The organism is Nonomuraea sp. B1E8 (genome assembly GCF_039871515.1).
Lineage (GTDB): Bacteria > Actinomycetota > Actinomycetes > Streptosporangiales > Streptosporangiaceae > Nonomuraea.
This window is the reverse complement of sequence record NZ_JBDPLS010000004.1, coordinates 341,171-367,287: the sequence shown is the minus strand read 5'-3', so window position 1 is coordinate 367,287 and position 26,117 is coordinate 341,171. Positions and strand designations below refer to the sequence as shown.

Genomic DNA, 26,117 nt, shown 5'->3' with positions numbered 1-26,117 from the left:
TCCCCTCACTGGCCGTCAAACTGGTTCGGACATTGGAACTCCAGTTTTCTGACCCGGACGATCACTCACGGTCACCGCCGCAGCGGCCGGCAGGGCGCGTCCGCGCTGGTAGGGGTGGAGCCGCGGCCACCAGCCGGGAAGATGCGGACGGTGACGAGCCCTCAGGCGACGCCGGTGTCCCTGCCGACGACGGTGAACCTCTCGGCTACCAGGCCCACGGTGGCGCCGGTGGACAGGGGGCGGCGGTGCTCGAAGGCCAGCTGCTCCCCTCCGGGCAGCTCGGCGACCGACTCCCTGGTGCCGCCCTGGAAGCTGCTGCGCACGACCTTGCCGGTGAACTGGGCCTGACCGCTCTCGACGATGCGCAGGTCCTCGGGGCGCAGCGCCACGTGCACGGCGGCCCCGGCCGGGCCGAGCGGCCGGCCGAAGCCGACCTTGCCGCCGCTGCCGAGCGCGAGCTCGCCGTCGTCGGTGACCTGGCCGCGCAGCAGGGTGACGCTGCCGACGAACGAGGCCACGAACGTGGTCTCCGGCCGTTCGTAGACGTCCTCGGGGGCGCCGATCTGCTCGACCCGGCCGCCGTTCATGACGGCGACCAGGTCGGAGATCTCCAGGGCCTCGTCCTGGTCGTGGGTGACGTAGACGGCGGTGATGCCGGTCTCCTGCTGGATGCGGCGGATCTCCCTGCGCATCTCGACGCGGAGCTTGGCGTCGAGGTTGGACAGGGGCTCGTCCATGAGCAGCACGTCCGGTTCGAGGGCGAGCGCCCTGGCCAGGGCCACGCGCTGCTGCTGGCCGCCGGAGAGCTGGCCGGGCCGGTGCTGCTCCCTGCCGGTCAGCCCGACCATGGCCAGGCCCGCGGCCACCTTGTCCGCGACGGCCTCCTTCGGCAGCTTGCGCAGCCGCAGCCCGTACGCGACGTTCTCGGCGACCGTCATGTGCGGCCAGAGCGCGTAGCTCTGGAAGACGAACCCGATGCGGCGCTTCCAGACGGGGACCCTGGCGATGTCGCGCTCGCCGAAGCGGATGGCGCCGGTGTCGGCGGTCTCGAACCCGGCGATGATCCGCAGCAGTGTGGTCTTCCCGCAGCCGGACGCGCCGAGCAGGGTGGCCAGCCGCCCCGACGGCACGGACAGGTCGACCGACTCGAGCGCGGTGGTCTCCCCGAACGTCTTGGAGATCCCTTCGATGTTGATGTCCATGATGAGCTCCGGATCACAGGGAGACCGTCTTGTAGCGACGGCGCAGCAGGTAGAGCGGGACGTAGACCGAGACCAGCAGCACCGTGGTCATGGCCGAGGCGACGCCGAACGGGCTGCCCGGCTGCATCGCGTTGGTGAAGATGACCACGGTCATGGTCACCCAGGGCACCGCGTACAGCATGACGGTGGCCGACAGCTCGGTGATCATCTGCAGGAATCCGACGGTGCCGCCGGAGATGACGGCGGGCCTGATGATCGGCACGACGATGTCGCGGAAGCTGCGCCGCGGCGGCGCGCCCACGCTCATCGCGGCCTCCTCCAGTGACGGGTGCACCTGCCCGAGCGCGGTCTCGATCGACTTCATCACGTACGGCAGCCGCCGGATGAAGTACGCCACCACGATGATCAGCGCGGTGCCGGTGAGGATGACGGGCAGGTGGTTGAAGGCCAGGATGAACCCGATCGCGAAGACCGTGCCCGGCAGGATGTACGGCACCATGACGAGGTTGTTCAGCAGCGGCCCTGAGATCATGAACCGCTTGCGCGCCACGATGTAGGCCACCACGACGCCCAGCACGAGAGCGATCAGGCAGGCGATGCCGGCGAAGACGAAGCTCAGCACGATGGGCTGCAACGACTCCTCGAACAACCGCCGGTAGTTCTCCAGCGTCGGCTCCCACTGCAGGATGCCCGACTGCCAGCGCAGGAAGCTGGTGAGCACCACCACCAGGTGCGGCACGAACCCGAGCAGCAGCGCCGTCCAGATGCCGGTCAGCACCAGCACCCTGGGGCCGCGGCGCAGCTCCCGCAGCGGCTGGCCCCTGCCTCCCGTCACGGCGAACGACCGCCTGGCCACGATCCTGCGCTGGGCCACCAGCGCCAGCCCGGAGACGAGCACCATCATGAGGCTGGCCGTGGCGGCCACGCCCGGGCTGGCGGCGACCTCGGACATGAAGTTCTGGTACACCACGACCGGCAACATCGAGTAGCCGCCGCCGATCAGCATGGGCGTGCCGAAGTCGGCGAAGATCCGCATCGCGGCCAGGTAGCAGCCGGTGGCGATGGCGGGCACGGCGAGGGGCAGCGTCACCTTCGCGTGGGTGCGCCACGGCGTCGACCCGACGGACGCCGCGGCCTCCTCCAGCGCCGGGTCCACCGCCCTGAACGCGTCGTACACCATGAGGAAGATCAGCGCGAAGGTGAACCACACGCCGACCCAGATGATCCCGCCGACCCCGAGGATCGACTCGAACGGCAGGGGCAGGCCGGCCTCCCTGGCGGCCTTGGTGATGATGCCGCCGCTGCCGAGCAGCAGCAGCCACGCGTACGCGCCGAGGAACGGCGGCGAGGTGGTGGCCATCGTGAGCATGGTGAGCACGCCCTGCCGGCCGGGGATGCGGTAACGCGCCACGACGAACGCGAGCGGCACCGCCACCAGCGCCGCGCCCGCCCCCACCGCCAGGCTGACGACGACGCTGTGCAGCAGCGGCTCGGTGAAGCGCGCGTCGGTGACGAACGCGCCGAACCTGGCCGGCGTGAACGCGCCCGCGTCGTCGGTGAACGCCGCCCGGACGATCCACAACTGCGGGTAGACGATGAAGATCAGCAGGATGAGCAGCGCGATCAGCCCGGCGAGCCGCCACGGGTCGCGCCAGCTCGACCGGGACCGCCGGCCCGGCCGTCCCCGCGCGGTCGTGGAGGCCGCCATCAACCGGCGCTCTTGACGGCGTCGTCGAACTTGGCGAGGATCTCGTCCTTCTTCTCCGCCGCCCACTTCTCGTCGACGTCGGCCCGCTTGAGCCCTTCGACCGCCGGCAGGCCCTTGGGCGCGGGCACGTCGCCACGCGACGAGCGGCGCTGCACCTGGTCGACCATGATCTGCTGGGCCTCCTTCGACATGAGGAAGTCCACGAGGGTCTTGGCGGCCGCCTCGTGCCGGGCGCCCTTGATGATGCCGGCGGAGCCGATCTGGCCGGACACGCCGTCCTCGGGGTAGATCAGCTTGATCTTCACGCCGGCGTCGATCCACTTGGCGCCCAGGTCCTCGTTGATGAACGACGTGCCGACCTCGCCGTCCTTGACCATGTTGAACATCGCGGTCGAGCCGTCGAGCATGCGGGCGTTCCTGACGAAGCGGTCGACGTAGTCCCAGTCGTGCAGGGTCACCATGGTGGTGAGCAGGCTGTAGGAGGTGCCCGACGACTTGGGCGTGGCGAAGGCCACCTTCCCACCCGCGTACCCCGGCTCCGCCAGGTCCTCGAACGTCTTCGGGTGCTCGGCCGCGTCGGGGAACTTGTCGGTGTTCACGGCGATCGCCTGGAAGAGCAGGTCGGTGGCGTGCCAGATGTGGGCGGGGTCCTTGGCCACGGTGGCGGCGTCGTTCGGCAACTCGACGGGGGCGATGAGGTCGGCGTTGGCGGTGTACAGCTCCGACGAGCCACCCCAGATCGCGTCGCCGAGCGGCCGGTCCTTCTCGGCCCGCACCCGGGCGAACGCCTCTCCGGTGCCCGGCAGGCCGATCTTGTTGACCTTGATGTCGGGGTGCTTGGCCTTGAACGCGGCGAGGATCGGGTCGGTCACCTCGGGGCCGCTCACCGAGTAGAGCGTCACCGTCTTGTCGTCGCTCTTGCCCGCGGTGGCGTTGTTGGTCAGCACGCCCGAGCAGCCCGTGAGGACCAGCGCGAGCACGCCGGCGCCGAGCGTGGTGGCATACCGCATGAACTCTCTCCTGACACGAGGGGGGTTTCAACCGTCAGGGCGCACCCAGACGGGGTTGCCCGCGGCCCGCAGCGAGCTGTGGTCCCTGAGGGAGCTCGCCCAGAACTGGGGGTCGTTCCTGCCGGGGTCGGCGTGGACCTCCGCCCGGTAATAAGCCCGGTAACAGGCGCTGGGGCCGCCGGGTGCGGCGAGGCGGTCCTCGACGGTGATCCGCTGCCACTCCCCCCGCTTGTCGGCCGCGGGGACGACGTTGATCAGCAGCCCGTCGCGCAGCACGAACACCACGACGGGCTCGTCCGCCCGCACGTCCACGTCGACCTGGACCCGCCCGCCGGGCGCGGCGGCGGTCGCGCCCATGGGGGCGCCGTTGACGTGCATGTCGACGTCCGCGCCTCGCCAGACGCGCACGCGCCCCCGCCGCAGGCCCTCGACGATGCCGTGCTCGCTGCCCTCGTCCGCGTGCACGACGGTGACCACCTGGCCGAGCGCCTGCCCGGGGTCGGCCGGGTCGTGGCAGTCGCTGCCCGCCACGCCGATCACCCGGTGGCCCGAGGTCAGCAGGCGGTCCCACAGGCCGATCTGGGCGTCGTTGTTGGCGCCCTGCTGGAGGTGGGCGATCTCGATGAGGTCGACGGCGTCCCAGGGGGTGTCGAAGCGCCGCCAGGCCTGGTCTCCGCTGAAGGCGTGGTTGACGCAGACCAGGCCGCCCTGCTCGTGCACGTCGGCCGCGACGTCGACCATGGTGTGGTCCGGACGGTCGACGTAGGTGTCGACCCAGCGGGTCAGGCCGTGCAGGTTGGCGTGGCCGCGGTGGCTGGTCAGCTCCATGGAGTGCAGCAGCACGATGCCGTCATGGGCGTCGAGATCGGGCCAGTGGGCGGCGGTGAAGTGGTCGGTGACGGCCAGGAAGCCGAGGCCCGCCTCCTTGGCGGCGCGCACCAGGTCGGCGACCGGCCGGCGGCCGTCGGAGTGCGCGGAGTGGCTGTGCAGCTCGCCGCGGTACCAGCCGGGGCCGCCGACGGCCCCCCGCGGCCGCGCCTCACGGCCTCCCGGCCTGGCCGCCACACCGCGTGCCACCGCCGCGGCACCGCGTGCCGCTTCGGTCGCCGCGCCGGGTGCGGCGCCGGTCGCCGCGCCGCGCTCCGGTTCGGTCACCGCGCCGGCGGCGGGCCCGGCGGGGGTCCGTGCCGCGCGTACGGTCAGCGTGTACGGCGCCGCCGCCTTGTGCCGGTCGAGGTCGAGCCGCACCGTCCAGCGGCCGGCCGGGACGGGCCCGGCGACGCAGCCGGGACCGGCGCCGTCCGCGCCCACCCTGATCGCCAGCCGGCGCGGGCCGGGACCTCCCGGGCACTGGACATGGCCGCGAAAGGTGCCGTCGGGCTCCAGCAGCACGGCGTAGATCTGCACGACGTCGACGATCTTGTCGTACTCCAGCACCAGCTCCAGCTCGCTCACCCCGTCGGGGACGTCGAGCGGATAGTGCAGGTAGTGCAGGTCGAACGCCGGCTCCGGCAGGGTGGTCACCACCGAGAGCAGCTCGGTCCCCCCGATCATGCGGTGCCCGCCTCCGTCCTGTCTGGATGGTTAATGCTTTCTATCCAGCAGATGAACGGCATGTCAACATTTGTTAAGACATAAGGGCAATCTGTTGTCTACCCGCGAGCCGGGCGTGCCCCAGAAGGGCGCCGGCCGTTCACGAGGTGGGGCCGGCTACCCGTGGCCGGCGTGGGTGCGCGGATCGCCCGCGACCTCGCGGCTGTGCGCCAGCAGTGCCGGGTAGTCGGTGGCGATCCCGCCCAGCACCGCCGCGACGGCGCTCTCCACCTGGTCCCCGGTGACCGGCGCGTGCCCGAACAGCGCGCGGTAGTGCACCAGCGAGCCCAGCATGTCCAGCACCAGCTCGCGGTCGAGGTCGGCCCGCAGGTCGCCACGCGCCACCGCACGCTCGATCATCTCGGCCACCGCCGCTCTCGGCGGGTCGAACAACGTCGTCATGAACGTCTCGCGCGCCTCCGGCTCGGCCGCGCAGTCGGCGAACAGCGGCCCCAGCACGCCGGGCCTGATCCGCCGGAAGGCCGCGACGAAGACGTTGATCCCCTCGTTGAGGTCGCAGAGCGTGCACCCGGTGTCGGGCGCGCGGGCTGTGCCGAGCCGGGTCGCCAGCGCGGCCAGGACGAGACGCCGCCGGTCGGGCCAGCGGCGGTAGATCGCCGGCTTGGTCGCGCCCGCGCGCCGGGCGACCTCCTCGATGGTCAGCCGGGGGTAGCCGGCCTCGTCGAGCACCGCCAGCGTCGCGTCCAGCACGGTCCGGCCGATCTGCGGGTCGCGCGGGCGGCCCGCACGCGGCGCCCGCCCCTCCTGACGTGGTTGCACGCGCCCGAGTCTAACCTTTATGTTTCGTTTCGACCCGTAATGTAATAAGGAGGACTCCCCATGAACGATCTCTCCGTGACGGTGCTCGGCCTCGGCGCCATGGGCGCGGCCCTGGCCCGCACGTTCCTGGAGCACGGGCACCCGACCACGGTCTGGAACCGCTCCCCCGCCAAGGCCGCCCCCCTCGTGGCCGGCGGAGCGCGGCACGCGGGCACGGTCGCGGACGCCATGGCCGCGAGCGACCTCGTCGTCCTCTGCCTGACCGGCCACGACGCGGTCATGGAGGTGCTGGCCGCCGGGGGCGAGGCCGCGGCCGGCCGTACGCTGGCGGACTTCTCCACCGGCACCCCCGACGAGGCCCGCGAGAGCGCCGCGTGGGCCCGCGAGCACGGCGCCGTCCATCTCGACGCGGTCGTCCAGGCGGGCCCCGAGGACATCGGCACCCTGGCCGCCACGCTGATCTACAGCGGCCCGGCGCGGGCGTTCGCGGCCTGCCGTCCGGCACTGGAGCCGCTCGGGACGGCCCACCACGTCGGCGAGGACCCCGGCCAGGCCGGACTGTACGACCTCGCGCTGCTCGGCCTCTGGTACGACACCACGCTCGCCTACCTGAACGCCCTCGCGCTGGCCAACGGGACCGGGGGCGTCGAGCCCGAGACGTTCGCGCCGTTCGCGGCCAAGCAGATGGGCTACGTCGTGGCGGCGGCCCAGGAGACGGCCCGCGAGGTGCGCGACCGCTCCTACCCGCGGGGCCCTGCCTCGCTGACCGAGCACGCCCCGGTGCTGGAACACCTCGTCCGGCTACGCGCCGCCGCCAAGCTCGGCACCAGCCAGTTCGAACACCTGCTGGCCCTCGTCAACCGGCGCATCGCAGACGGCCGCGGCGACGAGGGCTTCACCGGCATCGTGGAAGAGCTCGCACGCTGACCCCGCCCCCACGGCCAGTCGTCTTTGCGAAGCCGCCCACCTGGTGCAATGTGGGGGTGAGCCTCCAGAGCCGGCCGAGGGGAAGTCACCATGCAGGCGAACGTCGGCGACACGCTGATCGTCCACGGTCATGTCGTGGGCCAGGGAGACAGGAAGGGCGAGATCATCGAGATCCGCGGCCCTGACGGTACCCCGCCCTACATCGTCAGGTTCGAGGACGGGAGCGAGCATCTCGTCTTCCCCGGACCCGACGCGGTGATCAGGCCGGCCTGATCAGTCGTCCTCCAGCGCGTCGAGTGCCTGGGCGATGTTGCCGCCCGAGCCGAACGCGACCTCGGCGCCCTCCTGGTCGCGCACGCTGGCGGTGGTCCGCCCGTGCTCGTCGAGGGCGAGGACGATCGTGCCGCCGCCGAGCAGCATCACGTCGGCGGCGGGCAGATGGCGCGGAGCGGGGCCGTCGGCCAGCCGCGCGGCCGCGACCAGGGCGGCGACGGGGCGTCGGTGCCGGGACAGCAGCACCGGCTCCTGCTCGTACGGATGGGCGACCTGGCGTACGAGGTCGCCGAGCCTGCCGCGGGCCGTCGACACCGGCACCAGCGGCAGGCCGCTCAGCAGCCCGGAGACCTCCGACAGCGGCACCAGCGCGGCCCATTCCGAGCGCTCCCGGGTGATCAGTGTGATGGCGCCGCTCCTGGCCTCCCGCACGAGCGCACCCCAGCGGGCGCGGGCGTCCTCCACGCCGAGCGGCGCCCCGAGGCGGGCCACGAGCTCGTCGTACGCGGGCCGTGCCATGTTGATCATCCGGAGATCGGAAGCCTCCTTACGAAACTCCCGCAAGCCGCCCGACGAAATCCGTACGGAACCGGCACCCCCGGGCCGTCTCCGGGGAACGTGAACGCGCGGCGGCCGTCAGCCGCCGAGCCGGTCGAGGACGGCGAGATCGTCGGGGGTCAGCGAGACGTGCGCCGCGCCGAGGTTGTCCTCCAGGTGGGCGAGGGAGCCCGTGCCGGGCGTGGGCAGCATGACCGGCGAACGGTGCAGCAGCCACGCCAGCGCCACCTGTCCGGCGGTGGCGCCGTGCCGCCGCGCCACCTTCGCCGGTCCGGCCGCGCCCGGCCCGGCCAGCGCGCCGTTCCCCAGCGGGAACCACGGCAGGAACGCCAGCCCTCGTTCCTCGCACATCCGCAGCACCGGTTCGGACTCCCGGTCGAGCAGGTTGTAGCGGTTCTGCACGGAGGCGATCTCCGTGATCTCCAGCCCCCGCGCCAGTTCCCCGGCGGTGACCGTGTCGAGGCCGATGTGCCGGATCTTGCCCTCACGCCGCAGCTCGGCCAGCGTTCCCAGCTGGTCGGCCATCGGCACCTCCGGGTCGAGCCGGTGGAGCTGGTAGAGGTCGATCGTCTCGGTCCTCAGGCGGCGCAGGCTCGCCTCGCACATGGCCCGCAGCCGCTCGGGCCGCCCGGCGACGTGCCAGACGTTCGGCGCAGTGCGGACCACGCCGCCCTTCGTCGCCAGCACCAGCCCGCCGGGGTACGGGTGCAGCGCCCGCGCGACCAGCTCCTCCGCCAGGCCGGGGCCGTAGTTGTCGGCCGTGTCGATGAGCGTGACGCCGAGCTCCACGGCGCGGCGCAGCAGGGCCACCGCCTGGCCGGGCTCCATGCGCGGCCCCCAGTAGCCGGGACCGGTGAGCATGCCGGTGCCGTATCCGAGGCGTCTGACGCGCAGCACACCCGCGATGTCGAAGCTGTCGCCGGTCAACCCGGCCCCCTTTCAGTAGCTGTGGCTTGCCGTGACCTCGGCGGAGGCCGACACCGCCCGCTCGGCCGGGCCGCCGCGCAGCCCGAGCACGAGCATCGACAGCGCGTCGACGATGGTGAGGTGGGCCAGGCGGCTGGCGACCGCCTCCATGCCGAAGACGAGGTCCTGCCCGCCGCCGACGAGCGCCCACGTGCTCAGCTCGGTCAGCGGCGAGCGGGCGTAGCTGGTGATCGCCACCACCCGTGCCCCAGCCGCTCCGGCGCGGCGGGCGGTGTCGACGGTGGACCGGGTGGCTCCGCTGTGGCTGATGGCGAGGCAGACGGAAGGCTCGGGCAGCAGCTCGGCCGCGAGCTGGGCGGTGAGCGGGTCGGGCGGCAGATCCACCGGCAGGCCGAGGGCGCGCAGCCGGTAGGCGGCGTCGGTGGCCGTGGCCCCTGACAGGCCTGTCCCCGCGACGAGCACCCTGGAGGCCCGACTGAGCGCCTCGGCCGCGTCGCGCAGGCTCGCGCGCGACAGCGTGACGTCCAGCCCGCCGAGCGCCTCCTGGGCGGCGCGGACGGTGGCGGCCAGCACCCGGGCCGCGGGATCGGGGTCGTCCTGCGGGTCGGCGCTCCGCGGCGTGTCCCGCGCGGCGGTGATCTTCAGCTCCTGGAAGCCCTGGAACCCCAGCCGCCGGCACGCCCGCACCACCGTGGACGCCGACGTGCCGGCCAGCCTCGCGACGTCGATCACGCTCAGGTGCACGAGGTGAACTCCCTGGTCGAGCACCACCCGCGCGACCCGGGCCTCGGCCGCGTGCAGCCCTCGCATCCGGGCGCGCACGGCCGCGGACAGAGAATTTCGTTCCACAGCGGAAGGCTAGCAGAGAACGAAATTCCGCCCGCGCGGCGGCCGGCCGACGGCCCGGCCCCGCGGACGGCCGCGCGAAAATCAGTCGAGCCCGTACGACCCGCTGGCTACCGTTGCCCCGTGCACGTTCACCTGGAGACCGAGCGGCTGACACTGCGCCGCTTCACCGAGTCCGACGCCGACCTGCTCCTCGCCCTGCACAACGACCCCGACGTCATGCGTTACCTCAACGGCGGCAAGCCGACGCCGCGCGAGGTGATCGTCGGCGAGACGCTGCCCAGGTTCATCGCGACGGGCTTCTTCGCCGCCGCCGAGAAGTCCTCGGGGGAGTTCATCGGCTGGTTCCACCTGCGCGCGCCCGAGGGCGGGCCGGCCGACGAACCCGAGCTCGGCTACCGGCTGCACAAGCGGGCCTGGGGCAAGGGGTACGCGACCGAGGGCTCGCGGGCGCTGATCCGCGAGGCGTTCGAGCAGCAGGGGGCCCGCCGGGTGTTCGCGCAGACGATGGCCGTCAACCTCGGCTCCCGGCGCGTCATGGAGAAATGCGGGCTGACGTTCGTCCGCACGTTCTTCGAGGACTGGCCCGACCCCCTTCCCGGCTCCGACCAGGGCGAGGTGGAGTACGAACTGCTGCGCTCCGACTGGCGGCCGTGAACGGACCTGGTGCACTGGTCTGACCAGTCGTTAGGGTGCCTCGTATGAGATATGACGCGCTGTTCCGCCTGGACGGGCGGCGGGCCGTGGTGATCGGGGCGGGAAGCGGGATCGGCAGGGAGGCTGCGCTGGCGCTGGCCGCGCACGGGGCGTCCGTGGTGTGCGCCGACCGTGACCTGGCCGCGGCCGAGGAGACCGCCGGCCGATGCGCGGGCCGTGCGCGGCTGGTCGACGTGCTGGACTCCGCCGCCGTGCGCCGGCTCGCCGGCGAGGAGCCCGCCGACGTCCTGGTGTTCACCGCCGCGACCAACGTGCGCAAGCGGCTGCTCGACTACACCGGCGAGGAGTTCGACCGGGTCGTGAGGCTGAACCTGCGGGGCTCGTTCGACGTGGTGCGGGCGTTCGGGGCGGGCATGGTGGAGCGGGGGCGCGGCTCGATCATCGGGTTCGCCTCGATCCGGGCGTCCGTCACCGAGCCGGGGCAGAGCGTCTACTCCGCCACCAAGGCGGGGCTGGTGCAGCTGCTGCGGACCGCCGCGGCCGAGTTCGGGCCGCACGGGGTGCGGGTGAACGCGATCGCGCCTGGCGTGGTGGAGACGCCGCTGACGGAGCAGATCAAGAACGACCCCGGTTGGTACGACGCGTACGCCGCCAAGAGCGCGCTCGGCCGGTGGGCGGCGCCGGAGGAGATGGCCGGGGCCGTGGTCTACCTGGCGGGCGACGCGGCCAGCTTCGTCACCGGCTCGGTCCTGTACGTCGACGGCGGCTGGACCGCCGTGGACGGCCGCTTCGACCCTCCGAACTGACCGCAGGCGCGCCGACCGGGCCGGTTCGGCGGCCGGGTCGGGTCGGCGCTCGGGCCGGTTTCGGGATGGCGGCCACCAGCTCGTGCGGCGGGGTGTCCCTGAGCAGGTAGCCTCCGGCACGCCACTGGCGGCGCTGCCGGCGCTCCCGTGCGGCGCCGCCTTCGCCGCCTACCGGAGGCGGGGCCGGCGCGTCACACCTGTGGCCGGATGATGGCCATCCTGGTGACGGTCAGCTCCTCGATGGCGAACCGCGGGCCCTCGCGGCCGGCGCCCGAGTCCTTCACGCCGCCGTACGGCATGTTGTCCGCCCTGAAGCCGGGCACGTCGTTGACCACCACTCCCCCGGCCTCGATCCGCTCGATGGCCGCGAAGGCCGTGGCCAGCGACCGGGTGTGGACCGCGGCGTGCAGGCCGTACCGTGAGGCGTTGACCGCGGCGAAGGCGGCGTCGAGGTCGGGCACCGAGCGCACGCACACCACGGGACCGAAGATCTCCTCGTCCCAGGCGTCGGCGCCGTCGGGGACGTCGGCGAGCACGGTGGGCGCCAGGGCACGTCCGACGCGGTGCCCGCCGATGATCGGCCGCGCTCCCGAGGCGGAGATCCACGCGAGCACGCGGTCGGTGGCCGCCTCGTCGATGAGCGGGGCGACGCGGGTGCCCGGCAGGCGCGGGTCGCCGACGGTGACGCTCTTGACGCGCTCGGCCAGCAGGGTGACGAACCGGTCGCGTACGGGCTCCTCGACCAGCACCCGCTGCACCGAGATGCACGCCTGGCCGGAGGCGTAGTAGCCGCCGCGCACGACCGCGTCGGCGGCGGCCTCCAGGTCGGCGTCGGCCGCCACCACGAGCGCCGCGTTCGAGCCGAGCTCCAGCAGCACCTTGGTGGGGGCGGCGCCGCGCGCGATGGCGTGGCCCGCCGCGGCCGAGCCGGTGAACGAGACCGCGCCGATCCGCCGGTCCTCCACCAGTGTCCTGCCGACCTCGACGTCCCCGGTGACGAGCTGCACGGCGGCCGGGGGCAGCGCGCCGGCCGAGCGCAGCAGGTGGACCAGCCAGAGCGTGGCCAGCGGGGTCGCGGGCGCCGGCTTGACGATCACGGGACAGCCGGCCGCCACGGCCGGGGCGATCTTGTGCGCGGCCAGGAGCAGCGGGTAGTTGAAGCCGGTGATGCCGACGACGACGCCGATCGGCCGGCGGGTCCAGAACCCGATCAGGCCCTCCCCCGACGGCATCAGGTCGAGCGGCACGGTCTCCCCGTGCAGCCTGGCGACCTCCTCGGCCGCCGTGGCCAGGGTGACCAGCGTCCTCGCGACCTCGACCTTGCAGTCGGCCAGCGGTTTGCCGGTCTCCAGCACCAGGAGTCGCTCGAACTCCTCGCGGGCCGCCTCCAGCGCGTCGTGGGCGTGCGTGAGGGCGGCCCGCCGGGCGTGCGAGGGCAGCCCCGCCATGGCGGGAGCGGAGGCCAGCGCCGCGTCGAGGGCCTGCCGCGCGTGCGCCGGCGTGCCCAGCGGGGCCGCGGCGACCCGGGTGCCGTCGTAGGGGAAGATCACGTCGGTGGTGGCCGCGGTCTCCGTCCATCCGTCGCCGATGGGCAGTCCGGCGGGCCAGGCTTGCTCGATGCTCATGGCTCTTTCCGTAGGGCGCTGGGAAACACGTCGAGGTACGCGGGCGCGCCCTCGCGGCCGGTCGCGGCCAGCACGGCGTGCGCCACGGCGCGGCTGAACACGTCGGCCGCCGCCGCCAGGGCGTCCTGGAGCACGTCGTGGTCGGGGGCGGGGCGGGCGCAGGTGGCCAGGGCGAAGATGGTGTCGCCGTCGGTCATGGTGTGGGCGGGCCTGATCGCCCTGGCCAGGCCGTCGTGGGCGACCGCGGCCAGCTTGCCGCACTGGGCCTTGGTGAGAGTGAGGTCGGTGGCCACCACGCCGATGGTGGTGTTGAACGACGGAGCCTGCTCCGGACGCCAGGCCGCGGCCTCCTCCGGCGTGGGCGCCTCCAAGGCGAACTCCCCGGGCAGGCCGTACCTGGCGCCGGAGAGGGTGGCGTCGGCGGGGTCGAGCACGGAGCCCGCGGCGTTCACGACGGCCAGGGCGGCCACCGTCGTGCCGTCGGGGAGCACGGCGCTGGCCGTCCCCACGCCTCCGGCCAGCCCGCCCGCCACCGCGCCGGTTCCGGCCCCGACCGACCCGTTCGCCGTCGCCGGCGCCGTCGTGCACGACACCCCGCCGTCCTGGGTCACCAGAGGCGGTCCGCCGGGGGCCGGGAACTCTGCGGCGGACGCGGCGTCGTAGGCGGCGGCGCCCAGCGCGGCGTCAGGGACGGCGCGGAACGTGCCACCCCGCCCGAGGTCGAAGATGACGGCCGCCGGCACGATCGGTACGGCGCCGCCCGCCACGGGATAGCCGGCGCCCGCGTCGGCGAGCCGGTCCACCACCCCGCACGCCGCCCCGAGCCCGAACGCGCTCCCGCCGGACAGCACCACGGCGTGCACGCGTTCCACCAGGTTGCGCGGGTCGAGCAGCTCCGTCTCCCGGGTGCCGGGCGCGGCCCCGCGCACGTCGACCCCGGCCACCGCGCCCCCGGCGGGCGCCACGACCACGGTGGTGCCGGTGCGGTGACCGCCGCCGACCCGCTGCGCGTGGCCGACGCGCAGGCCGGGGACGTCCACCAGCGCGTTGGCGGGGCCCGAGCGCATCAGTGGTCTCCGGTCAGGAACCGGCGGGCGGCCTCGGCGAACACCTTGGCGCACTGGACGATCTCGGCGACCTCGACGAACTCGTCCGCCTGGTGCGCGATCCACTTGCCGCCCGGCCCGTACACGACGGAGGGGATGCCGCCCCAGTGGGTCAGCACGGTCCCGTCGGTCGAGCCGGGCACGCCGCCGTACACGGGTTCCCGCCCGGTCACGGTGCGGTGCGCGGCGGCCAGCGCCGCGACGACCGGGTCGGAGACGGGCACGTCCACCGGCGGCCGGTCCACCAGCGTCGACACCTCGGCGATGATCCCGTCGCGGGAGGCAAGGGCAGCCACCCGGTCGGCGATGGCCTTGTGCTCGACGCCGGGGACGGTCCGCACGTCGACGAAGACGGAGGCGAGCGCGGGGATGACGTTGACCTGCTCCTCGGACCCGGCCCGCACCACGGTCGGCGTCACGTACACCTCGCCGAGGTGCTCGTGCGCCGGGTGCAGCGCCTGGAGCTCGTCCTGCAGGGACCGCAGGCCGGCGAGGAGCTCGCCCACGGCCTGGATGGGGTTGCGGCCGTGCTGCGGCATCGCGCCGTGGGCCATCCTGCCGGTGAGGTCGACGCGCAGGCGCAGCGCGCCCTTGGCGACGGCGCAGATCTCGCCCGCCTCGGGCTCGGCGACGATCGCGCCGTCCACGTCGGCCGCCAGCCCTTCGGCGACGAAGTGGTGCGCGCCGATCATGAGCCCTTCCTCGTCGGCGAGCGCGCACACCTTGATCCGGCCGGGGAACGGTCCAGCGAGCTGCAGGGCGCGGGTGGCGTAGAGGGTGGCCGCGAGGCCGGACTTCATGTCGGCGCTGCCGCGGCCCCACAACCGCCCGTCGCGGATCTCGCCGCCGAACGGGTCGACGGTCCAGGTGGACAGGTCGCCCTCGGTCACCACGTCGGTGTGGCCCTCGAACATCAGGGTCGGCCCGTCGCCGCCGCCGCCCTCGACGACCGCCACGACGTTGGGCCGTCCCGGCGCGGCCTCGTACACGACCGGCTCCCAGCCCCACTCGCGCATCTTCGCCGCGACGAGTTCGGCGGCGGGCCGCTCGTCGCGGCCGCGCGCCGGGTCGTTGGTGCTGGGGATCCGCACCAGCGCCTGCGTGAACTCCACCACGCCGTCGGCGTCGACCTCGATCACCACAAACCCTCCAATGTCGGTACGGCCCGCAGCAACTCCTGCGTGTACGGGTGGGCGGGCGCCTCCCAGACGTCGTCCACGGGCCCGGTCTCCACGATCTCGCCCTCGCTCATGACCGCGACCGTCTCGCACACGTGCCGCACCACGGACAGGTCGTGCGAGACGAAGACGAGCGTCAGGCCCAGTTCGTCGACGAGGTCGGCCAGCAGGTTGAGGATCTGCCCGCGTACGGACACGTCCAGGGCGCTCACCGGCTCGTCGGCGACCAGCACCTTCGGCCGGGGCGCGAGCGCGCGGGCGATCGCGATGCGCTGCCGCTGCCCGCCGGAGAACTGGTGCGGGTAACGGCCGGCGGCCTCGGGCGGCAGCCCGACCTCGGCCAGCAGTTCGCTCACGCGGTCGCCGGCCGGCAGGCCGAGGGCGACGAGCGGCTCGGCGACGAGGTCGCGTACGCGCATGCGGGGGTCGAGCGAGCTCATCGGGTCCTGGAAGACGATCTGGAGGTTCTCGCGCAGGAACCGCAGCCGTTTCTCCGGCAGGCCGGCGATCTCCTGCCCGTCGAAGCGGATGGAGCCGCTGGTGGGCCGGTCGAGCGCGCACAGCAGGCGCAGGAGCGTGGACTTGCCCGACCCGGACTCGCCGACGATGCCGAACCGCTCCCCGCGCCGGACGGTCAGCGACACGTCGCGCAGCGCGTGGACGGCGGCGCCCGGCCTGGTGAGCGAGGTGCGGGGCCGGTGGTAGACGCGGTTGAGGCCGCTCGCCTCAATCAGCGGGGTGCCAGCATGCGAAGGCATGTCCGTCTCCTGTCAGCGCCGGCGCCGTCTCGCACGCGGGGGTGGCGTGCGGGCAGCGGTTCCTGAACACGCAGCCGCCGGGGAACCGTCCCGCCGGCGGGACGCTGCCCTGGATGGTGGGCAGCCGGGTGCCGCGCGGGGTGAGCTTGGAGGCGGCCAGCAGCCCTTCGGTGTAGCGGTGGCGGGGGCGGGTGAAGACCTCGCGGATGGGGCCGCTCTCGACGACGCGGCCGCCGTACATGACGAGGACCCGCTCGCAGACGGAGGCGACGACGGCGAGGTCGTGGGTGATGAACAGCAGCGCGGGCGCGACCTCGGCGATCAGCTCGAGCATCTGCTTCTGCACGGTGACGTCGAGCGCGGTGGTGGGCTCGTCGCAGATGAGCAGGCCTGGTCCGTTGGCGAGGGCGATGGCGAGCATGACGCGCTGCCGCTGGCCGCCGGAGAGCTGGTGGGGGTAGGCGCGGGCGACCTGGCCCGGTTCGGGTAGGCGTACGCGTTCCAGCATCGCGACGGCGCGTTCGCGGGCCTCGTGACGCGGCGTGCCGTGCAGCGTCATGACCTCGGCCACCTGGGCGCCGACGCGCATGAGCGGGTTGAGCGCGGTCATGGGCTCCTGGAAGACCATGGACACCTCGCGCCCGCGCAGGTCCTTGACCCGGCTCTCCGGCACGCCGACCAGGTCGCGATCGCCCAGCCGGGCGGTGCCCGAGGCGGTGACGTCCTCGGGGAGCAGGCCCATGAGCGACAGCGCGGTCAGCGACTTGCCCGACCCCGACTCGCCGATGAGGCCGACCCGCTCGCCGGGCGCGATCGTGAACGAGACCTCGCGGACGAGCTCCAGCGATTCGGCCCTGACGGTCAGCTTCTCGACCCTCAGCGTGCTCACCGGATCCTCCTGAGCTTCGGGTCCAGATAGTCGCGCAGGCCGTCGCCGAGGAGGTTGAAGCCGAGCACCGCCAGCGCGATCGCCAGGCCCGGCCAGAGCGCCAGGCGCGGGGTGGAGAACAACAACTCCTGCGACTCCTGCAACATCCGGCCCCACGAAGGCGTGGGCGGGCGGGTGCCGAAGCCGAGGAACGACAGCGCCGCCTCGGCCAGGATCGCGATCGCGAACGACACCGACGCCTGCACGATCAGCATGGAGCCGATGTTCGGCAGCACGTGCCGCACGGCGATGGCGGGCCGCCGGCGCCCCGCGGCCCTGGCGGCCATGACGTAGTCGGTCACCATGACCTGCAGGGTGGCGGCGCGGGCCACCCGGGCGAACGCGGGCACGGTGGCCACCCCGATCGCGATCATGGCGGTGAGCGTGCCGGCACCGTAGACCGCGCCGAACATGACGGCGAGCAGCAGCGCGGGGAAGGCGAACACCAGGTCGTTGACCCGCATGATCAGCTCGGAGAGCCAGCCGCGCGGCGTCATCCCGGCGATCATGCCGAGCGGGACGCCGAGCGCGGCGGCGATGCCGACGGCCACGATGCCGACGTAAAGAGTGGTGCGCGCGCCGACCATGAGCTGGCTGAAGGTGTCGCGGCCGAACTTGTCGGCGCCGAGCGGGTAGCCGCCGCCCGGCTCGCGCAGCTTCTGCGCGGCGTCGACGAGCGTCGGGTCGTGCGGCGTCCAGAAGAACGACGCCACGGCCGCCAGCACCACGAGCCCGACGAGCACGCCGCCGGCGACCAGCCCGGCGTTCGTCCTGCCCCTCATCGCACCCTCCGGTTCACCGCAGCCTCGGGTCGAGCAGGTGGTAGGCGACGTCCACCACGAAGTTGATCAGCAGGACGGCCGCCACCAGCACCATCACGACACCCTGGACGAGCAGCAGGTCGCGCCCTGCGACGCCGTTCAGCAGCAGGTCGCCGAGCCCGGGGATGACGAAGACCCGCTCGACCACGACCGCGCCGATCAGCAGCGTGGCCAGTTGCAGGCCGAGCACGGTGACCACGGGGACGGAGGCGTTGCGCAGCCCGTGGCGCCACAGCGCGCCGGTGCTGCCGCGGCCCTTGGCGCGGGCGGTGCGCAGGTAGTCCTCCCTCATGACGTCGAGCACGGCGCTGCGCACGTAGCGGGTGAGCACCGCGCCCTGGACGAGCCCGAGCGACGCCCACGGCAGCAGGAGGCCGCGCAGCCACTCCCCCGGGTCCTCCGCGAAGGGCACGTAGCCGCCGGACGGCAGCACCTGGGCCTGCACCGCGAACACGAACACCAGCAGGATGCCGGCCAGGAACGCCGGGATCGCGATGCCGACCTGGCTGGCCGCGCTGATCGCCGCGCCGAGCGGGTCGCGGTGGTGCACGGCGGCGTACGTGCCCAGCGGCACCGCGACGGCCAGCGCCACGGCCATGCCGCCGAGCACGAGCACGGCCGTCACGCCGAGCCGGTCGCCGATCTGCGGCCCGATGGGCGAGCTGGTCACGTAGGAGGTGCCGAAGTCGCCCTGGAGGAGACCTCCGGACCAGTCGAGGAACTGCGCGACGGGCGGCCGGTCGGTGCCGAACTGCTCGCGCAGCGCGGCCACCGCCTCGGGCGTAGCGTTGACGCCGAGCGCGATCTCGGCCGGGTCACCGGGCAGCAGCGCCATGAACGCGAACACCGCGACAGCGGCCACGGCGGTGCTGGCGAGCAGCACCGCCAGGCGTTTGAGCAGGTAAAGGGTCACTGCTTGGAGAGTGCGGTGAAGTCGAAGGACTCCGAGATGGCGTTCTTCGGCAGGCCGGTGACGCCCTTCTTCGCCACGATCAGGTTGGGGAAGAGGAAGAGCCAGTCGGCGGCGGCGTCGTCGGACAGGAGCTTGGCGGCCTGCTTGAGGTCGTCGGCCTGCTCCTGCTCGGTGCCCTGGTCGGCGGAGGCGAGGAGCTTGCCGAACTCGGGATTGTCGTAACCGAAGTAATAAGACTTATCGGCGAAAATCCCCATGTCTCGGGGTTCGACGTGGTTGATGATCGACAGGTCGTAGTCGCCCTTCGTGAACACCTGGTCCAGCCAGCGGGCGGGGAACTCCAGCGGCTCGATCTCGGCCGTGATGCCCACCTGGGCCAGCTGCGACTTGACGACCTGCGCGCTCGCCACCGCGTACGGCAGGTTGGGGATGCGCATCTTGACGTTGTACGTCTTGCCGCCGAGCAGCTGCTTGGCCTTGGCCGGGTCGTACGGGTAGTCGCCGGTGCGGTCCTCGTACCAGGGATCGGTGGGCGGCACCATCGAGCCGATCAGCCCGCCGCGCCCGGCCCAGGCGGTGTCGAGCAGCGCCTTGTGGTCGATGGCGTGCCGGACGGCCTGCCTGGCCTTCTTGTCGTTGAACGGCGGGCGGCCGTTGTTCATCGACAACACGACCTCGCCGTTGGTGGTGCCCTCGATGACCTCGAAGCGGCCGGGGTCGGCGAACTGCTGCAGCGACTCGGGCGCCTGCACGCTGGAGATGACGTCGATGCCCCCGGTGAGCAGCGCGTTGTTCATCGCCGTCGCGTCCTTGAAGTATTTCAGCGTGATCGACGACAGCGGCGGCTTCGTACCCCAGTAGGAGGGGTTGGCGTCGAGCTTGATCGAGTCGCCGCGCCGCCACGAGCCGAGCACGTACGGGCCGGTGCCGACGGGCTTACCGGCCAGGTCGGACACTCCCGTGCGGCTGAACATCGCGCCCAGCCTGGTGGCCATGGAGTAGAGGAAGCCGTTGCTCGGCTGCTTGAGCGTGACCACGGCGGTGGAGTCGTCCTTCTTCTCCACCTTGTCGACGACGTCGAGCTGCGACTTGATCTTGAGCTTCCAGTCGGACTTCACCCGGTCGAGCGAGAACACCACGTCGTCGGCGGTGAAGGGCGCACCGCTGGAGAACGTCACGTTCTCGCGGAGCGTGAAGGTGTAGGTCTTCCGGTCGTCGGAGACCTCCCACTTCTCGGCCAGCAGCGGCACGATCTCGCCTGCCTGGTCGAGCTTGACCAGGCCCTCGTAGACGTTGACGAGCAGCGCCTGCGGGATCGCGGCGCCCTCGGTGGAGGTGAAGTCGAGGTTGGCCGGCTCGGCCACGAACCCGACGGCCAGCGACTGTGCCTCGGGGGTGCCGGACGCGGATTCACCGCCGTCGCCGCCGCCGCAGGCGGCCGTGGCCAGCAGGAGACCGCCGACGGCGATCCAGATGCCGATGCGCCTCATGTCTTCAGCCTCCTGGCTAGTGCACTGGTCGGACCAGTAGGCTGCACATTGCCAGTCGTCGGCGGCTCGGGTCAAGGGGGATTGCATGGGTGGTCCGCGGTTCGAGCCGGTGCGTGCCGTCCGCGCCTACGAGCGGGTCGTGGAGCAGGTCGAGGAGGCCATCGAGAGCGGCGTGCTCAGCCCCGGCGAGCGGCTGCCCAGCGAACGCGACCTGATGGCACAGTTCTCGGTCAGCCGGTCCACCGTGCGCGAGGCACTGCGGGTGCTGCAGGCGCGCGGCCTGGTCCGGTCACGTCCCGGCGATCCCCACGGGGCGGAGGTGCTGCCGTTCACGCCCGCCGCCCTGCACAAGTCGATGACCACGCTGGCCAGGGTGGCGGAGCTGTCGCTGGCCGAGCTGGTGCAGTTCAGGATGGTGCTCGACTCGTCGGCCAGCCTGCTGGCCGCCCGGCTGCGCACCGAGGAGCAACTCGACGAGATGGGGGCGGCCGTCGCGCGCATGCGCGCCGCGACGGACCACGACGCGTTCGTGGCCGAGGACGTCTCCTTCCACGACGTGGTGGCGCGGGCCAGCGGCAACAAGCTGATCCAGATCTGCACCGACGTCGTCCGCTCGATCGTGCTCGGGCTGATCTCGGAGAAGCTCGCCGCCGCCCCCGACCGGCCGGCGCTGATGCGGCAGACGATCAAGCACCACGAGGAGGTGCTGGCCGCCGTGCGCGCGGGCGACGGGCCGCTGGCCGCCCGGCTGACCCGCAAGGCGATGTACGACTATTACGCGGACTACGTGCCGGACGGTGAGCGTCCGGCCCTGCGAGCCCTGCTGGAGTGATCGCGCTGACTCCGCACTGGTCACCTGACCCGGGGCTCCGAATGTTATCTTGCCCACGTGCCGCTCGATGATGGGGACGCGTTGCGCGAGGCGTTCCTGCGCGAGCCGCGCCGCTACACCAGCCACCAGGTCGCCGACATGGCGGGGGTGCCGGTCTACCGCGCGCGGCGGCTCTGGCGCGCCCTCGGGTTCCCCAACGTGGCCGACGACGCGGTCGAGTTCACCGACTCCGACGTCGAGGCGCTCAGGACGATGTTGCGCATGGTCGGCTCCGGCGCCTACGACGAGGAGCACATGCTGCTGATCGCCCGCTCCATCGGCCGGGCCACCACCAGGCTGGCCGAGTCGCAGGCCGAGGTGGGCGTGGAGTCGCTCGACCAGGCGGGCGTGCCGCTGGAGGAGCGGTCGCGGGCGTGGCGCAGGCGGGCCGAACTCGTGGTGCCCGACCTGGCGCGGCTGCTGGTCTACGCCTGGCAACGCCAGCTCGCCGCCGCCGCGGGGCGCATCGCGGGCCAGGACATGAGCGCCGTGCGGCTGTCCGTCGGGTTCGCCGACCTGGTCGCGTTCACCCGGCTGAGCCGGCAGATCACCCTCGGCCAGCTGGCCCGGCTGGTCGACAGGTTCGAGGGGCGCTCGGCCGACATCGTGACCTCGTCCGGCGGGCGGGTGGTCAAGACGCTGGGCGACTCGGTGTTGTTCGTGGCCGACGAGGCGCACGTGGCGGCGGACATCGCGGTACGGCTGGTGGAGACGCACGCGCGCGGCAAGGACATGCCGGAGCTGCGGGTGGGGCTGGCGGCAGGGCCGGTGATGTGGCGCATGGGCGACGTGTTCGGCACCACGGTCAACCTGGCCAGCCGGCTCACCGCGCTGTCGTTGCCCGGCACGATCCTGGCCGATCCGCAGCTGGCGGAGGAGCTCGAGGGCGACCGGGAGTTCCGGCTGCGGGCGGTCGACCGGCTGTCGGTACGCGGGCTGGGCGAGCTGGTGCCGTTCACGGTCACGCGCGCCGAGACCCCCTGACGCCGGTTCCCCCGCCCGGTGGCGCCGGTTCTCCACGGCGCGGGCAACCTGGCGTCGCGCTCGATGCGTCACTACCGTCAGCAAGCTTCGAGGAGGCAACTCACGTTGGCGGATAGGGCGATATTTCATGACTTTGTGGCGACCAGGTCCGACCGGCTGCTGCGCACCGCGTACCTGCTGACCCGCGACTGGGGAGTCGCCGAGGACCTGCTGCAGGAGTCACTGGCCAAGGCCTGGTTCGCCTGGCCGGGCATCGACGAGCCCGAGGCGTACGTGCGCAGGGTCCTGGTGACCACGTACACGTCCTGGTGGCGGCGCAGGTGGCGCAGGGAGCTGCCCAGCGACGACCTGCCCCACGCCGTGGCGCACGATCCTCCCGGCGGCGAGCGGGAGGAGCTGTGGCAGGCGGTCGGCCGCCTGCCCGCCCGGCAGCGCGCGGTGGTCGTGCTCCGGTTCTACGAGGACCTGCCGGTGGCCGAGGTGGCCAGGATCCTCGGCTGCCAGGAGGGCACGGTCAAGAGCCAGTGCGCCAAGGCGCTGGCCAAGCTGCGAGTGGACGAATCGATCGTGAAGGAGCTGCACCGATGAGCGCGCACGACCTGCGTGACGTCCTGCGGGAACGGGCCGAGGCCCCGGCGCCCCCGAACCCGCACCGGCACGACCAGATCCGCACACGCATCCGCAGGACCCGCGTCCGCCGGAGCGCGATGGCGGGCGCGGCGGTGGCGGCGGCCGTGCTCGCCGGCGTCTCCCTCATCCCCGGCGCGGCCGAGCCCCCCGCCCGGGAGATCACCGCGGCGGCCAGGCCCGCGGCCGAGCTGCCCGAGACGTTCACCTCCGGCGACGGCACCGAGTACCGGCGGGTGGCCACGGCCGAGCTGGCGGCCAAGGGCGGTGAGAAGACGTCGGTCACCGTCCCCGTCACCGGAAAGCCGCTGGACCTGGCCGGGTTGTGCCAGGGCAGGCCCGGGAGCCAGCCGCCGCACATCACCGTGAACGGCAGGCCCCACCGGGCCGGCTCCCTGAGGTGCGGGAAGGACATGGAGCTCAGACCGCTGGTCGTACCGGACGGCGCCACGGAGGTCACCGTCGCCTTCGACACCGAAATAACCGGGTACGGCTGCGTACGCGAGAAGAAGGGCGGGAAGTGCGAGCCGCTCAAGCCGCACTGGGCCGCCTGGAGCCTGGCCGTCTACGAGTGGACGCCGCCCGCCGAGCCGGTCGAGCCCGGCGAGCTGCGCTCCCCGCCTGCCAAGCTGGCCGGTATGAGACTTGCCGCCAGGACGGGCGGCACGTGGACGAAGGAGCGCTCGTTCGAGCTGGTGGTCAGGAGCCCCGGCGGGAAGCTGGGCCTGGAACAGCTCTGCACGGGCGACCTGGCCCGTCGCATGTGGTTCACCTACCGGATCAACGGCGAGGACACCGGCTCGACCGCGGACTGCGGCACCTGGAAGAGCGGCCCCTTCCCGCTGGCGATGGGCCAGCACACCGTGCCCAAGGGCGAGAAGGTGACGATCACCGGGAAGGTGAGCCTGTGGGGTGAGGCCACCAACCGGCCGGTCCGCTGGTCGGTGGCGGCGTACGTGAAGTGACCGCCCCGGGCGTGCACCGATGACCGGCCGCCGGCGGCGGCCGGTCAGAACCTGTCGCGCAGTTCCCGCTTGAGCACCTTCCCCGAGGCGTTCTTGGGGAGGGTGTCCACGAACACCACCCGCTTCGGGGTCTTGAAGGCGGCCAGCCGCTCCCGCAGGAACGCGATCAGCTCGTCGGCCGTCACCGCGGCGCCCTCGCGCAGCACCACGGCGGCCGTCACCGCCTCGATCCACCGCTCGTCCCGCACGCCGAACACGGCCGCCTCCGCGACCTCCGGATGCTGGTAGACGGCCTCCTCCACCTCGCGGCTCGACACGTTCTCGCCGCCCGACTTGATCATGTCCTTCTTCCTGTCGACCACGGACAGGTAGCCGTCGGCGTCCATGACGCCCAGGTCTCCGCTGTGGAACCAGCCGCCGCGGAACGCCTCCTCCGTCTTGGCGGGGTCGTTCCAGTAGCCGAGCATGGCGTGCGGGCTGCGGTGCACGATCTCGCCGACCACGCCGGGCGGCACCGGCCTGTCCTCGTCGTCGACGATCCTGGTCTCGACGTTCAGGGCGGGCCTGCCCGCCGAGCCCAGCCGGGTGAGCTGCTCGTCGGGCTTGAGGATCGTGGCGACGGGGGCCATCTCCGTCTGGCCGTAGAAGTTGAACAGGCGCACCTCGGGCAGGCGGGTGGCGATCTCCTTCAGCACCTCGACGGGCATGATCGAGGCGCCGTAGTAGCCCTTGCGCAACGACGACAGGTCGCGGCGGCCGAAGTCGGGGTGGCGGAGGAGGCCGATCCAGACGGTGGGCGGGCAGAACAGCTTCGTCGCGCGCTCGCCCTCGATCGTGGCCAGGATCACCGAGGGGGTGGCTCCCGGCAGGATGATGTTGGTGGCGCCCAGGTATATGCCGGGCGTGAGGAAACAGTGCAGTTGCGCGCAGTGGTAGAGGGGCAGCGCGTGCACCTCGACGTCGTCGGGGCTCATCTCGCCGTCGGCCACGCACGTGACGTACTGGGAGATCAGGCTGCGGCTCGACAGCGTGGCGCCCTTGGGGCGCGACTCGGTGCCGCTGGTGTACATGAGCTGGATCGGGTCGTCGTCGGCGATGTCCACCTGCGGCTCCGACGCGTCGTCGCAGGCCGCCCAGCTCGCGAACGGCTCCCAGCCGTCCGCCGCCGCGCCGACCACCCCGCGCACGGTGACCCGCGGGCCCGCCGCCGCGGCGGCCACCGGCAGCAGCCCCTCCTCCACCAGCATCCCGGTCGCGCCCGAATGTTCCAGGATGTACGCGACCTCGTCGCTCCCCAGCATGAAGTTGATCGGCACGGAGATCGCGCCCAGCCGGGCCAGCGCGAAATACGCGACCACGAACGCGTGGTTGTTGTGGCTCAGCACCGCGAACCGGTCGCCCTTGCCGACGCCCCGCGCCGCCAGCGCATTCGCCGTGCGGTTGACCATCAGATCGAGGTCGGCGTAACTCTGGCGCAGATCACCGTAGACGACGGCGGTCTTGGCGGGGTGGCGGGCGGCCGAGCGCCGCAGCAGGTCAGCGATGGTATGCCGGCGGATCATGGAGACATCCTTCAGTCGCGCAGAACCATGTTCGGGTGATCCTAACCGTTCTCCGTCTCCTGCGCCCGCGCGCGATGCCCCGGCATCGGGTGGCGGGGCATAGACGGTGGTCATCCGGGAACTCGCTTCGGTGACGACGTCATCTCAGTTCACGGAGACGCTCACGCGTCTCATCCGAGAGAGGCCGCGCCACCGCCATGCCGCCCATTCCAGAGATCATGCACCGTACGCTGTTCCGCACCCTGTCACTGCTCCCGCCGCAGGCCCAGGGCATGGTCCTCGGCCGTTTCTTCGACTGGCGGCACCGGGTCCCCGACCCCTGGAAGTTGTCGACCGACGACTACGAGCGGCAGAAGTACGAGGCCACGCTGAAACACGTGCCGCGCAGGCCGTACCGGCGCATCGTCGAGGTCGGGTGCAGCGAGGGCGCTTTCACCCGCGCGCTGGCGGCCGCCTATCCCGAGGCCGAGATCGTCGGGGTCGACGTCTCCGCTCGGGCGCTGACGCGGGCCCGCCGGCGGCTCCCCGGCGCCGGCCGGGTGCGCTTCGTCCGGGCCGACATCCTCACCCATGTGCCCGAGCAGCGCTTCGACCTCGTGTTCTGCTCGGAGACCCTCTACTACCTCGGCCGCCACGAGCGCCTGCGCCTGGCCAGCGCCCGCCTGGGCCGGCTGCTCGTGCCCGGCGACGGGGTGCTCGTGGCCGTGCACCCATGGCCGGAGGCCGGGCGGCTGCACCGCTACCTCGACGCCGACGCGGCGCTGTCGCGGCTGACCGAGGAGGTCTACCTGGCGCCTCACCGCCCGTACGCCGTCACGATCTACACCACGAGGGCCGGCCCGCCGCCCGCGTGACTCACCCGCGACATCAGCGGACCGCAGGCCGTCCTCCCGGCGGCGGTCCGTGCCCCCCCCCGGCCGGCACCCTCGCCAGCGAGCCCGGCACGCCCGCATCACCGTCTTCAGCCATCTCCCAGTCTGGACCATGAGCCTCGCCGGCCTC

The 26,117-nt window shown here is 72.6% G+C and carries 26 protein-coding genes; 9 read left to right on the top strand and 17 right to left on the bottom strand.

Annotated features, from left to right (window positions below):
- Positions 1–161: 161 nt before the first annotated feature.
- The 5 genes from ABGA98_RS16700 to ABGA98_RS16680 form a co-directional block, all read right to left on the bottom strand.
- Entirely contained in the window at positions 162–1,202 is a 1,041-nt protein-coding gene (locus tag ABGA98_RS16700) for an ABC transporter ATP-binding protein (protein ID WP_347619211.1), read from the bottom strand.
- A gap of 13 nt (positions 1,203–1,215) precedes the next feature.
- Positions 1,216–2,910, bottom strand: a complete 1,695-nt coding sequence (locus ABGA98_RS16695; RefSeq protein ID WP_347619210.1) for an iron ABC transporter permease — start codon at positions 2,908–2,910, stop codon at positions 1,216–1,218.
- Positions 2,910–3,920 (bottom strand): extracellular solute-binding protein, encoded by a 1,011-nt coding sequence (locus ABGA98_RS16690; protein ID WP_347619209.1) that lies wholly within the window; start codon positions 3,918–3,920, stop codon positions 2,910–2,912. Before ABGA98_RS16690 ends, ABGA98_RS16695 begins: the two co-directional genes overlap by 1 nt.
- Positions 3,921–3,947: 27 nt before the next feature.
- Positions 3,948–5,474, bottom strand: coding sequence for a CehA/McbA family metallohydrolase (locus ABGA98_RS16685; protein WP_347619208.1), 1,527 nt, complete (start codon positions 5,472–5,474; stop codon positions 3,948–3,950).
- Positions 5,475–5,630: 156 nt separating this feature from the next.
- Positions 5,631–6,293 carry a TetR/AcrR family transcriptional regulator gene (locus ABGA98_RS16680; protein ID WP_347619207.1) on the bottom strand — a complete coding sequence of 221 codons (663 nt, stop codon included), beginning with the start codon at positions 6,291–6,293 and terminating at the stop codon, positions 5,631–5,633.
- 60 nt (positions 6,294–6,353) lie between these two features.
- Here ABGA98_RS16680 and ABGA98_RS16675 point away from each other — a divergent pair, with 60 nt between their 5' ends.
- Positions 6,354–7,220: an NAD(P)-binding domain-containing protein gene (locus ABGA98_RS16675; RefSeq protein ID WP_347619206.1), complete on the top strand. Its 867-nt coding sequence runs from the start codon at positions 6,354–6,356 to the stop codon at positions 7,218–7,220.
- Between the two features lie 90 nt (positions 7,221–7,310).
- Positions 7,311–7,493 (top strand): DUF1918 domain-containing protein, encoded by a 183-nt coding sequence (locus ABGA98_RS16670; protein ID WP_347619205.1) that lies wholly within the window; start codon positions 7,311–7,313, stop codon positions 7,491–7,493.
- Here the strand turns inward: ABGA98_RS16670 and ABGA98_RS16665 are convergent, their stop codons facing one another.
- The 3 genes from ABGA98_RS16665 to ABGA98_RS16655 form a co-directional block, all read right to left on the bottom strand.
- Entirely contained in the window at positions 7,494–8,021 is a 528-nt protein-coding gene (locus tag ABGA98_RS16665) for a type II toxin-antitoxin system prevent-host-death family antitoxin (RefSeq protein ID WP_347619204.1), read from the bottom strand.
- 108 nt (positions 8,022–8,129) lie between these two features.
- A complete protein-coding gene (locus tag ABGA98_RS16660; RefSeq protein WP_347619203.1) occupies positions 8,130–8,978 on the bottom strand; it encodes an aldo/keto reductase in 849 nt (282 codons plus the stop codon).
- A 12-nt stretch (positions 8,979–8,990) separates the two neighbouring features.
- Positions 8,991–9,827 (bottom strand): MurR/RpiR family transcriptional regulator, encoded by an 837-nt coding sequence (locus ABGA98_RS16655; RefSeq protein WP_347619202.1) that lies wholly within the window; start codon positions 9,825–9,827, stop codon positions 8,991–8,993.
- A 120-nt stretch (positions 9,828–9,947) separates the two neighbouring features.
- On the opposite strand from ABGA98_RS16655, the gene ABGA98_RS16650 reads away from it, so the two are divergent.
- Together ABGA98_RS16650 and ABGA98_RS16645 are read left to right on the top strand one after the other, a co-directional pair.
- A complete protein-coding gene (locus ABGA98_RS16650; protein ID WP_347619201.1) occupies positions 9,948–10,481 on the top strand; it encodes a GNAT family N-acetyltransferase in 534 nt (177 codons plus the stop codon).
- A 44-nt stretch (positions 10,482–10,525) separates the two neighbouring features.
- Positions 10,526–11,287 carry an SDR family NAD(P)-dependent oxidoreductase gene (locus ABGA98_RS16645; protein ID WP_347619200.1) on the top strand — a complete coding sequence of 254 codons (762 nt, stop codon included), beginning with the start codon at positions 10,526–10,528 and terminating at the stop codon, positions 11,285–11,287.
- A 191-nt stretch (positions 11,288–11,478) separates the two neighbouring features.
- Here ABGA98_RS16645 and ABGA98_RS16640 read toward each other — a convergent pair whose 3' ends face one another.
- The 8 genes from ABGA98_RS16640 to ABGA98_RS16605 are packed head-to-tail and all read right to left on the bottom strand — an operon-like array spanning position 11,479 to position 20,106.
- The gene (locus ABGA98_RS16640) at positions 11,479–12,912 is read right to left on the bottom strand and encodes an aldehyde dehydrogenase family protein (protein ID WP_347619199.1); all 1,434 of its coding nucleotides are present in this window, start codon (positions 12,910–12,912) and stop codon (positions 11,479–11,481) included.
- On the bottom strand, positions 12,909–13,979 hold the full coding sequence (locus ABGA98_RS16635) for a P1 family peptidase (RefSeq protein ID WP_347619198.1): 1,071 nt from the start codon (positions 13,977–13,979) through the stop codon (positions 12,909–12,911). The genes ABGA98_RS16640 and ABGA98_RS16635 overlap by 4 nt, the downstream gene beginning before the upstream one ends.
- Positions 13,979–15,157, bottom strand: coding sequence for a M20 family metallopeptidase (locus tag ABGA98_RS16630; RefSeq protein WP_347619197.1), 1,179 nt, complete (start codon positions 15,155–15,157; stop codon positions 13,979–13,981). Before ABGA98_RS16630 ends, ABGA98_RS16635 begins: the two co-directional genes overlap by 1 nt.
- On the bottom strand, positions 15,154–15,954 hold the full coding sequence (locus ABGA98_RS16625) for an ATP-binding cassette domain-containing protein (RefSeq protein WP_347619196.1): 801 nt from the start codon (positions 15,952–15,954) through the stop codon (positions 15,154–15,156). Before ABGA98_RS16625 ends, ABGA98_RS16630 begins: the two co-directional genes overlap by 4 nt.
- Positions 15,923–16,843: an ABC transporter ATP-binding protein gene (locus ABGA98_RS16620; protein WP_347619195.1), complete on the bottom strand. Its 921-nt coding sequence runs from the start codon at positions 16,841–16,843 to the stop codon at positions 15,923–15,925. The genes ABGA98_RS16625 and ABGA98_RS16620 overlap by 32 nt, the downstream gene beginning before the upstream one ends.
- The gene (locus ABGA98_RS16615; RefSeq protein ID WP_347619194.1) at positions 16,840–17,664 is read right to left on the bottom strand and encodes an ABC transporter permease; all 825 of its coding nucleotides are present in this window, start codon (positions 17,662–17,664) and stop codon (positions 16,840–16,842) included. The genes ABGA98_RS16620 and ABGA98_RS16615 overlap by 4 nt, the downstream gene beginning before the upstream one ends.
- A gap of 13 nt (positions 17,665–17,677) precedes the next feature.
- Positions 17,678–18,616 (bottom strand): ABC transporter permease, encoded by a 939-nt coding sequence (locus tag ABGA98_RS16610; RefSeq protein WP_347619193.1) that lies wholly within the window; start codon positions 18,614–18,616, stop codon positions 17,678–17,680.
- The gene (locus ABGA98_RS16605; RefSeq protein ID WP_347619192.1) at positions 18,613–20,106 is read right to left on the bottom strand and encodes an ABC transporter substrate-binding protein; all 1,494 of its coding nucleotides are present in this window, start codon (positions 20,104–20,106) and stop codon (positions 18,613–18,615) included. The genes ABGA98_RS16610 and ABGA98_RS16605 overlap by 4 nt, the downstream gene beginning before the upstream one ends.
- Before the next feature lie 85 nt (positions 20,107–20,191).
- Between ABGA98_RS16605 and ABGA98_RS16600 the strand changes: the two genes are divergently transcribed.
- The 4 genes from ABGA98_RS16600 to ABGA98_RS16585 all read left to right on the top strand — a co-directional run bounded on the left by ABGA98_RS16600 (position 20,192) and on the right by ABGA98_RS16585 (position 23,553).
- Complete coding sequence (locus tag ABGA98_RS16600; protein WP_347619191.1) at positions 20,192–20,938, top strand: FadR/GntR family transcriptional regulator; 747 nt, start codon at positions 20,192–20,194, stop codon at positions 20,936–20,938.
- A gap of 57 nt (positions 20,939–20,995) precedes the next feature.
- Positions 20,996–21,961: an adenylate/guanylate cyclase domain-containing protein gene (locus ABGA98_RS16595; protein WP_347619190.1), complete on the top strand. Its 966-nt coding sequence runs from the start codon at positions 20,996–20,998 to the stop codon at positions 21,959–21,961.
- Between the two features lie 63 nt (positions 21,962–22,024).
- Positions 22,025–22,549, top strand: coding sequence for a SigE family RNA polymerase sigma factor (locus tag ABGA98_RS16590; RefSeq protein ID WP_347619460.1), 525 nt, complete (start codon positions 22,025–22,027; stop codon positions 22,547–22,549).
- Positions 22,546–23,553, top strand: coding sequence for a hypothetical protein (locus ABGA98_RS16585; RefSeq protein WP_347619189.1), 1,008 nt, complete (start codon positions 22,546–22,548; stop codon positions 23,551–23,553). The genes ABGA98_RS16590 and ABGA98_RS16585 overlap by 4 nt, the downstream gene beginning before the upstream one ends.
- A gap of 44 nt (positions 23,554–23,597) precedes the next feature.
- Here the strand turns inward: ABGA98_RS16585 and ABGA98_RS16580 are convergent, their stop codons facing one another.
- Positions 23,598–25,115, bottom strand: coding sequence for an acyl-CoA synthetase (locus ABGA98_RS16580; RefSeq protein ID WP_347619188.1), 1,518 nt, complete (start codon positions 25,113–25,115; stop codon positions 23,598–23,600).
- Positions 25,116–25,333: 218 nt separating this feature from the next.
- On the opposite strand from ABGA98_RS16580, the gene ABGA98_RS16575 reads away from it, so the two are divergent.
- A complete protein-coding gene (locus ABGA98_RS16575) occupies positions 25,334–25,969 on the top strand; it encodes a class I SAM-dependent methyltransferase (protein ID WP_347619187.1) in 636 nt (211 codons plus the stop codon).
- Positions 25,970–26,117: the final 148 nt, after the last annotated feature.

What these genes read in the sequence shown, in the direction of transcription:
- ABGA98_RS16585 (WP_347619189.1), top strand. Translation starts at nt 22,546, where the DNA reads ATGAGCGCGCACGACCTGCGTGACGTCCTGCGGGAACGGGCCGAGGCC.
- ABGA98_RS16695 (WP_347619210.1), bottom strand. Translation starts at nt 2,910, where the DNA reads ATGGCGGCCTCCACGACCGCGCGGGGACGGCCGGGCCGGCGGTCCCGG.
- ABGA98_RS16690 (WP_347619209.1), bottom strand. Translation starts at nt 3,920, where the DNA reads ATGCGGTATGCCACCACGCTCGGCGCCGGCGTGCTCGCGCTGGTCCTC.
- ABGA98_RS16640 (WP_347619199.1), bottom strand. Translation starts at nt 12,912, where the DNA reads ATGAGCATCGAGCAAGCCTGGCCCGCCGGACTGCCCATCGGCGACGGA.
- ABGA98_RS16600 (WP_347619191.1), top strand. Translation starts at nt 20,192, where the DNA reads ATGGGTGGTCCGCGGTTCGAGCCGGTGCGTGCCGTCCGCGCCTACGAG.
- ABGA98_RS16625 (WP_347619196.1), bottom strand. Translation starts at nt 15,954, where the DNA reads ATGCCTTCGCATGCTGGCACCCCGCTGATTGAGGCGAGCGGCCTCAAC.
- ABGA98_RS16665 (WP_347619204.1), bottom strand. Translation starts at nt 8,021, where the DNA reads ATGATCAACATGGCACGGCCCGCGTACGACGAGCTCGTGGCCCGCCTC.
- ABGA98_RS16575 (WP_347619187.1), top strand. Translation starts at nt 25,334, where the DNA reads ATGCACCGTACGCTGTTCCGCACCCTGTCACTGCTCCCGCCGCAGGCC.
- ABGA98_RS16615 (WP_347619194.1), bottom strand. Translation starts at nt 17,664, where the DNA reads ATGAGGGGCAGGACGAACGCCGGGCTGGTCGCCGGCGGCGTGCTCGTC.
- ABGA98_RS16670 (WP_347619205.1), top strand. Translation starts at nt 7,311, where the DNA reads ATGCAGGCGAACGTCGGCGACACGCTGATCGTCCACGGTCATGTCGTG.
- ABGA98_RS16700 (WP_347619211.1), bottom strand. Translation starts at nt 1,202, where the DNA reads ATGGACATCAACATCGAAGGGATCTCCAAGACGTTCGGGGAGACCACC.
- ABGA98_RS16645 (WP_347619200.1), top strand. Translation starts at nt 10,526, where the DNA reads ATGAGATATGACGCGCTGTTCCGCCTGGACGGGCGGCGGGCCGTGGTG.
- ABGA98_RS16590 (WP_347619460.1), top strand. Translation starts at nt 22,025, where the DNA reads ATGCGTCACTACCGTCAGCAAGCTTCGAGGAGGCAACTCACGTTGGCG.
- ABGA98_RS16635 (WP_347619198.1), bottom strand. Translation starts at nt 13,979, where the DNA reads ATGCGCTCGGGCCCCGCCAACGCGCTGGTGGACGTCCCCGGCCTGCGC.
- ABGA98_RS16580 (WP_347619188.1), bottom strand. Translation starts at nt 25,115, where the DNA reads ATGATCCGCCGGCATACCATCGCTGACCTGCTGCGGCGCTCGGCCGCC.
- ABGA98_RS16675 (WP_347619206.1), top strand. Translation starts at nt 6,354, where the DNA reads ATGAACGATCTCTCCGTGACGGTGCTCGGCCTCGGCGCCATGGGCGCG.
- ABGA98_RS16605 (WP_347619192.1), bottom strand. Translation starts at nt 20,106, where the DNA reads ATGAGGCGCATCGGCATCTGGATCGCCGTCGGCGGTCTCCTGCTGGCC.
- ABGA98_RS16685 (WP_347619208.1), bottom strand. Translation starts at nt 5,474, where the DNA reads ATGATCGGGGGGACCGAGCTGCTCTCGGTGGTGACCACCCTGCCGGAG.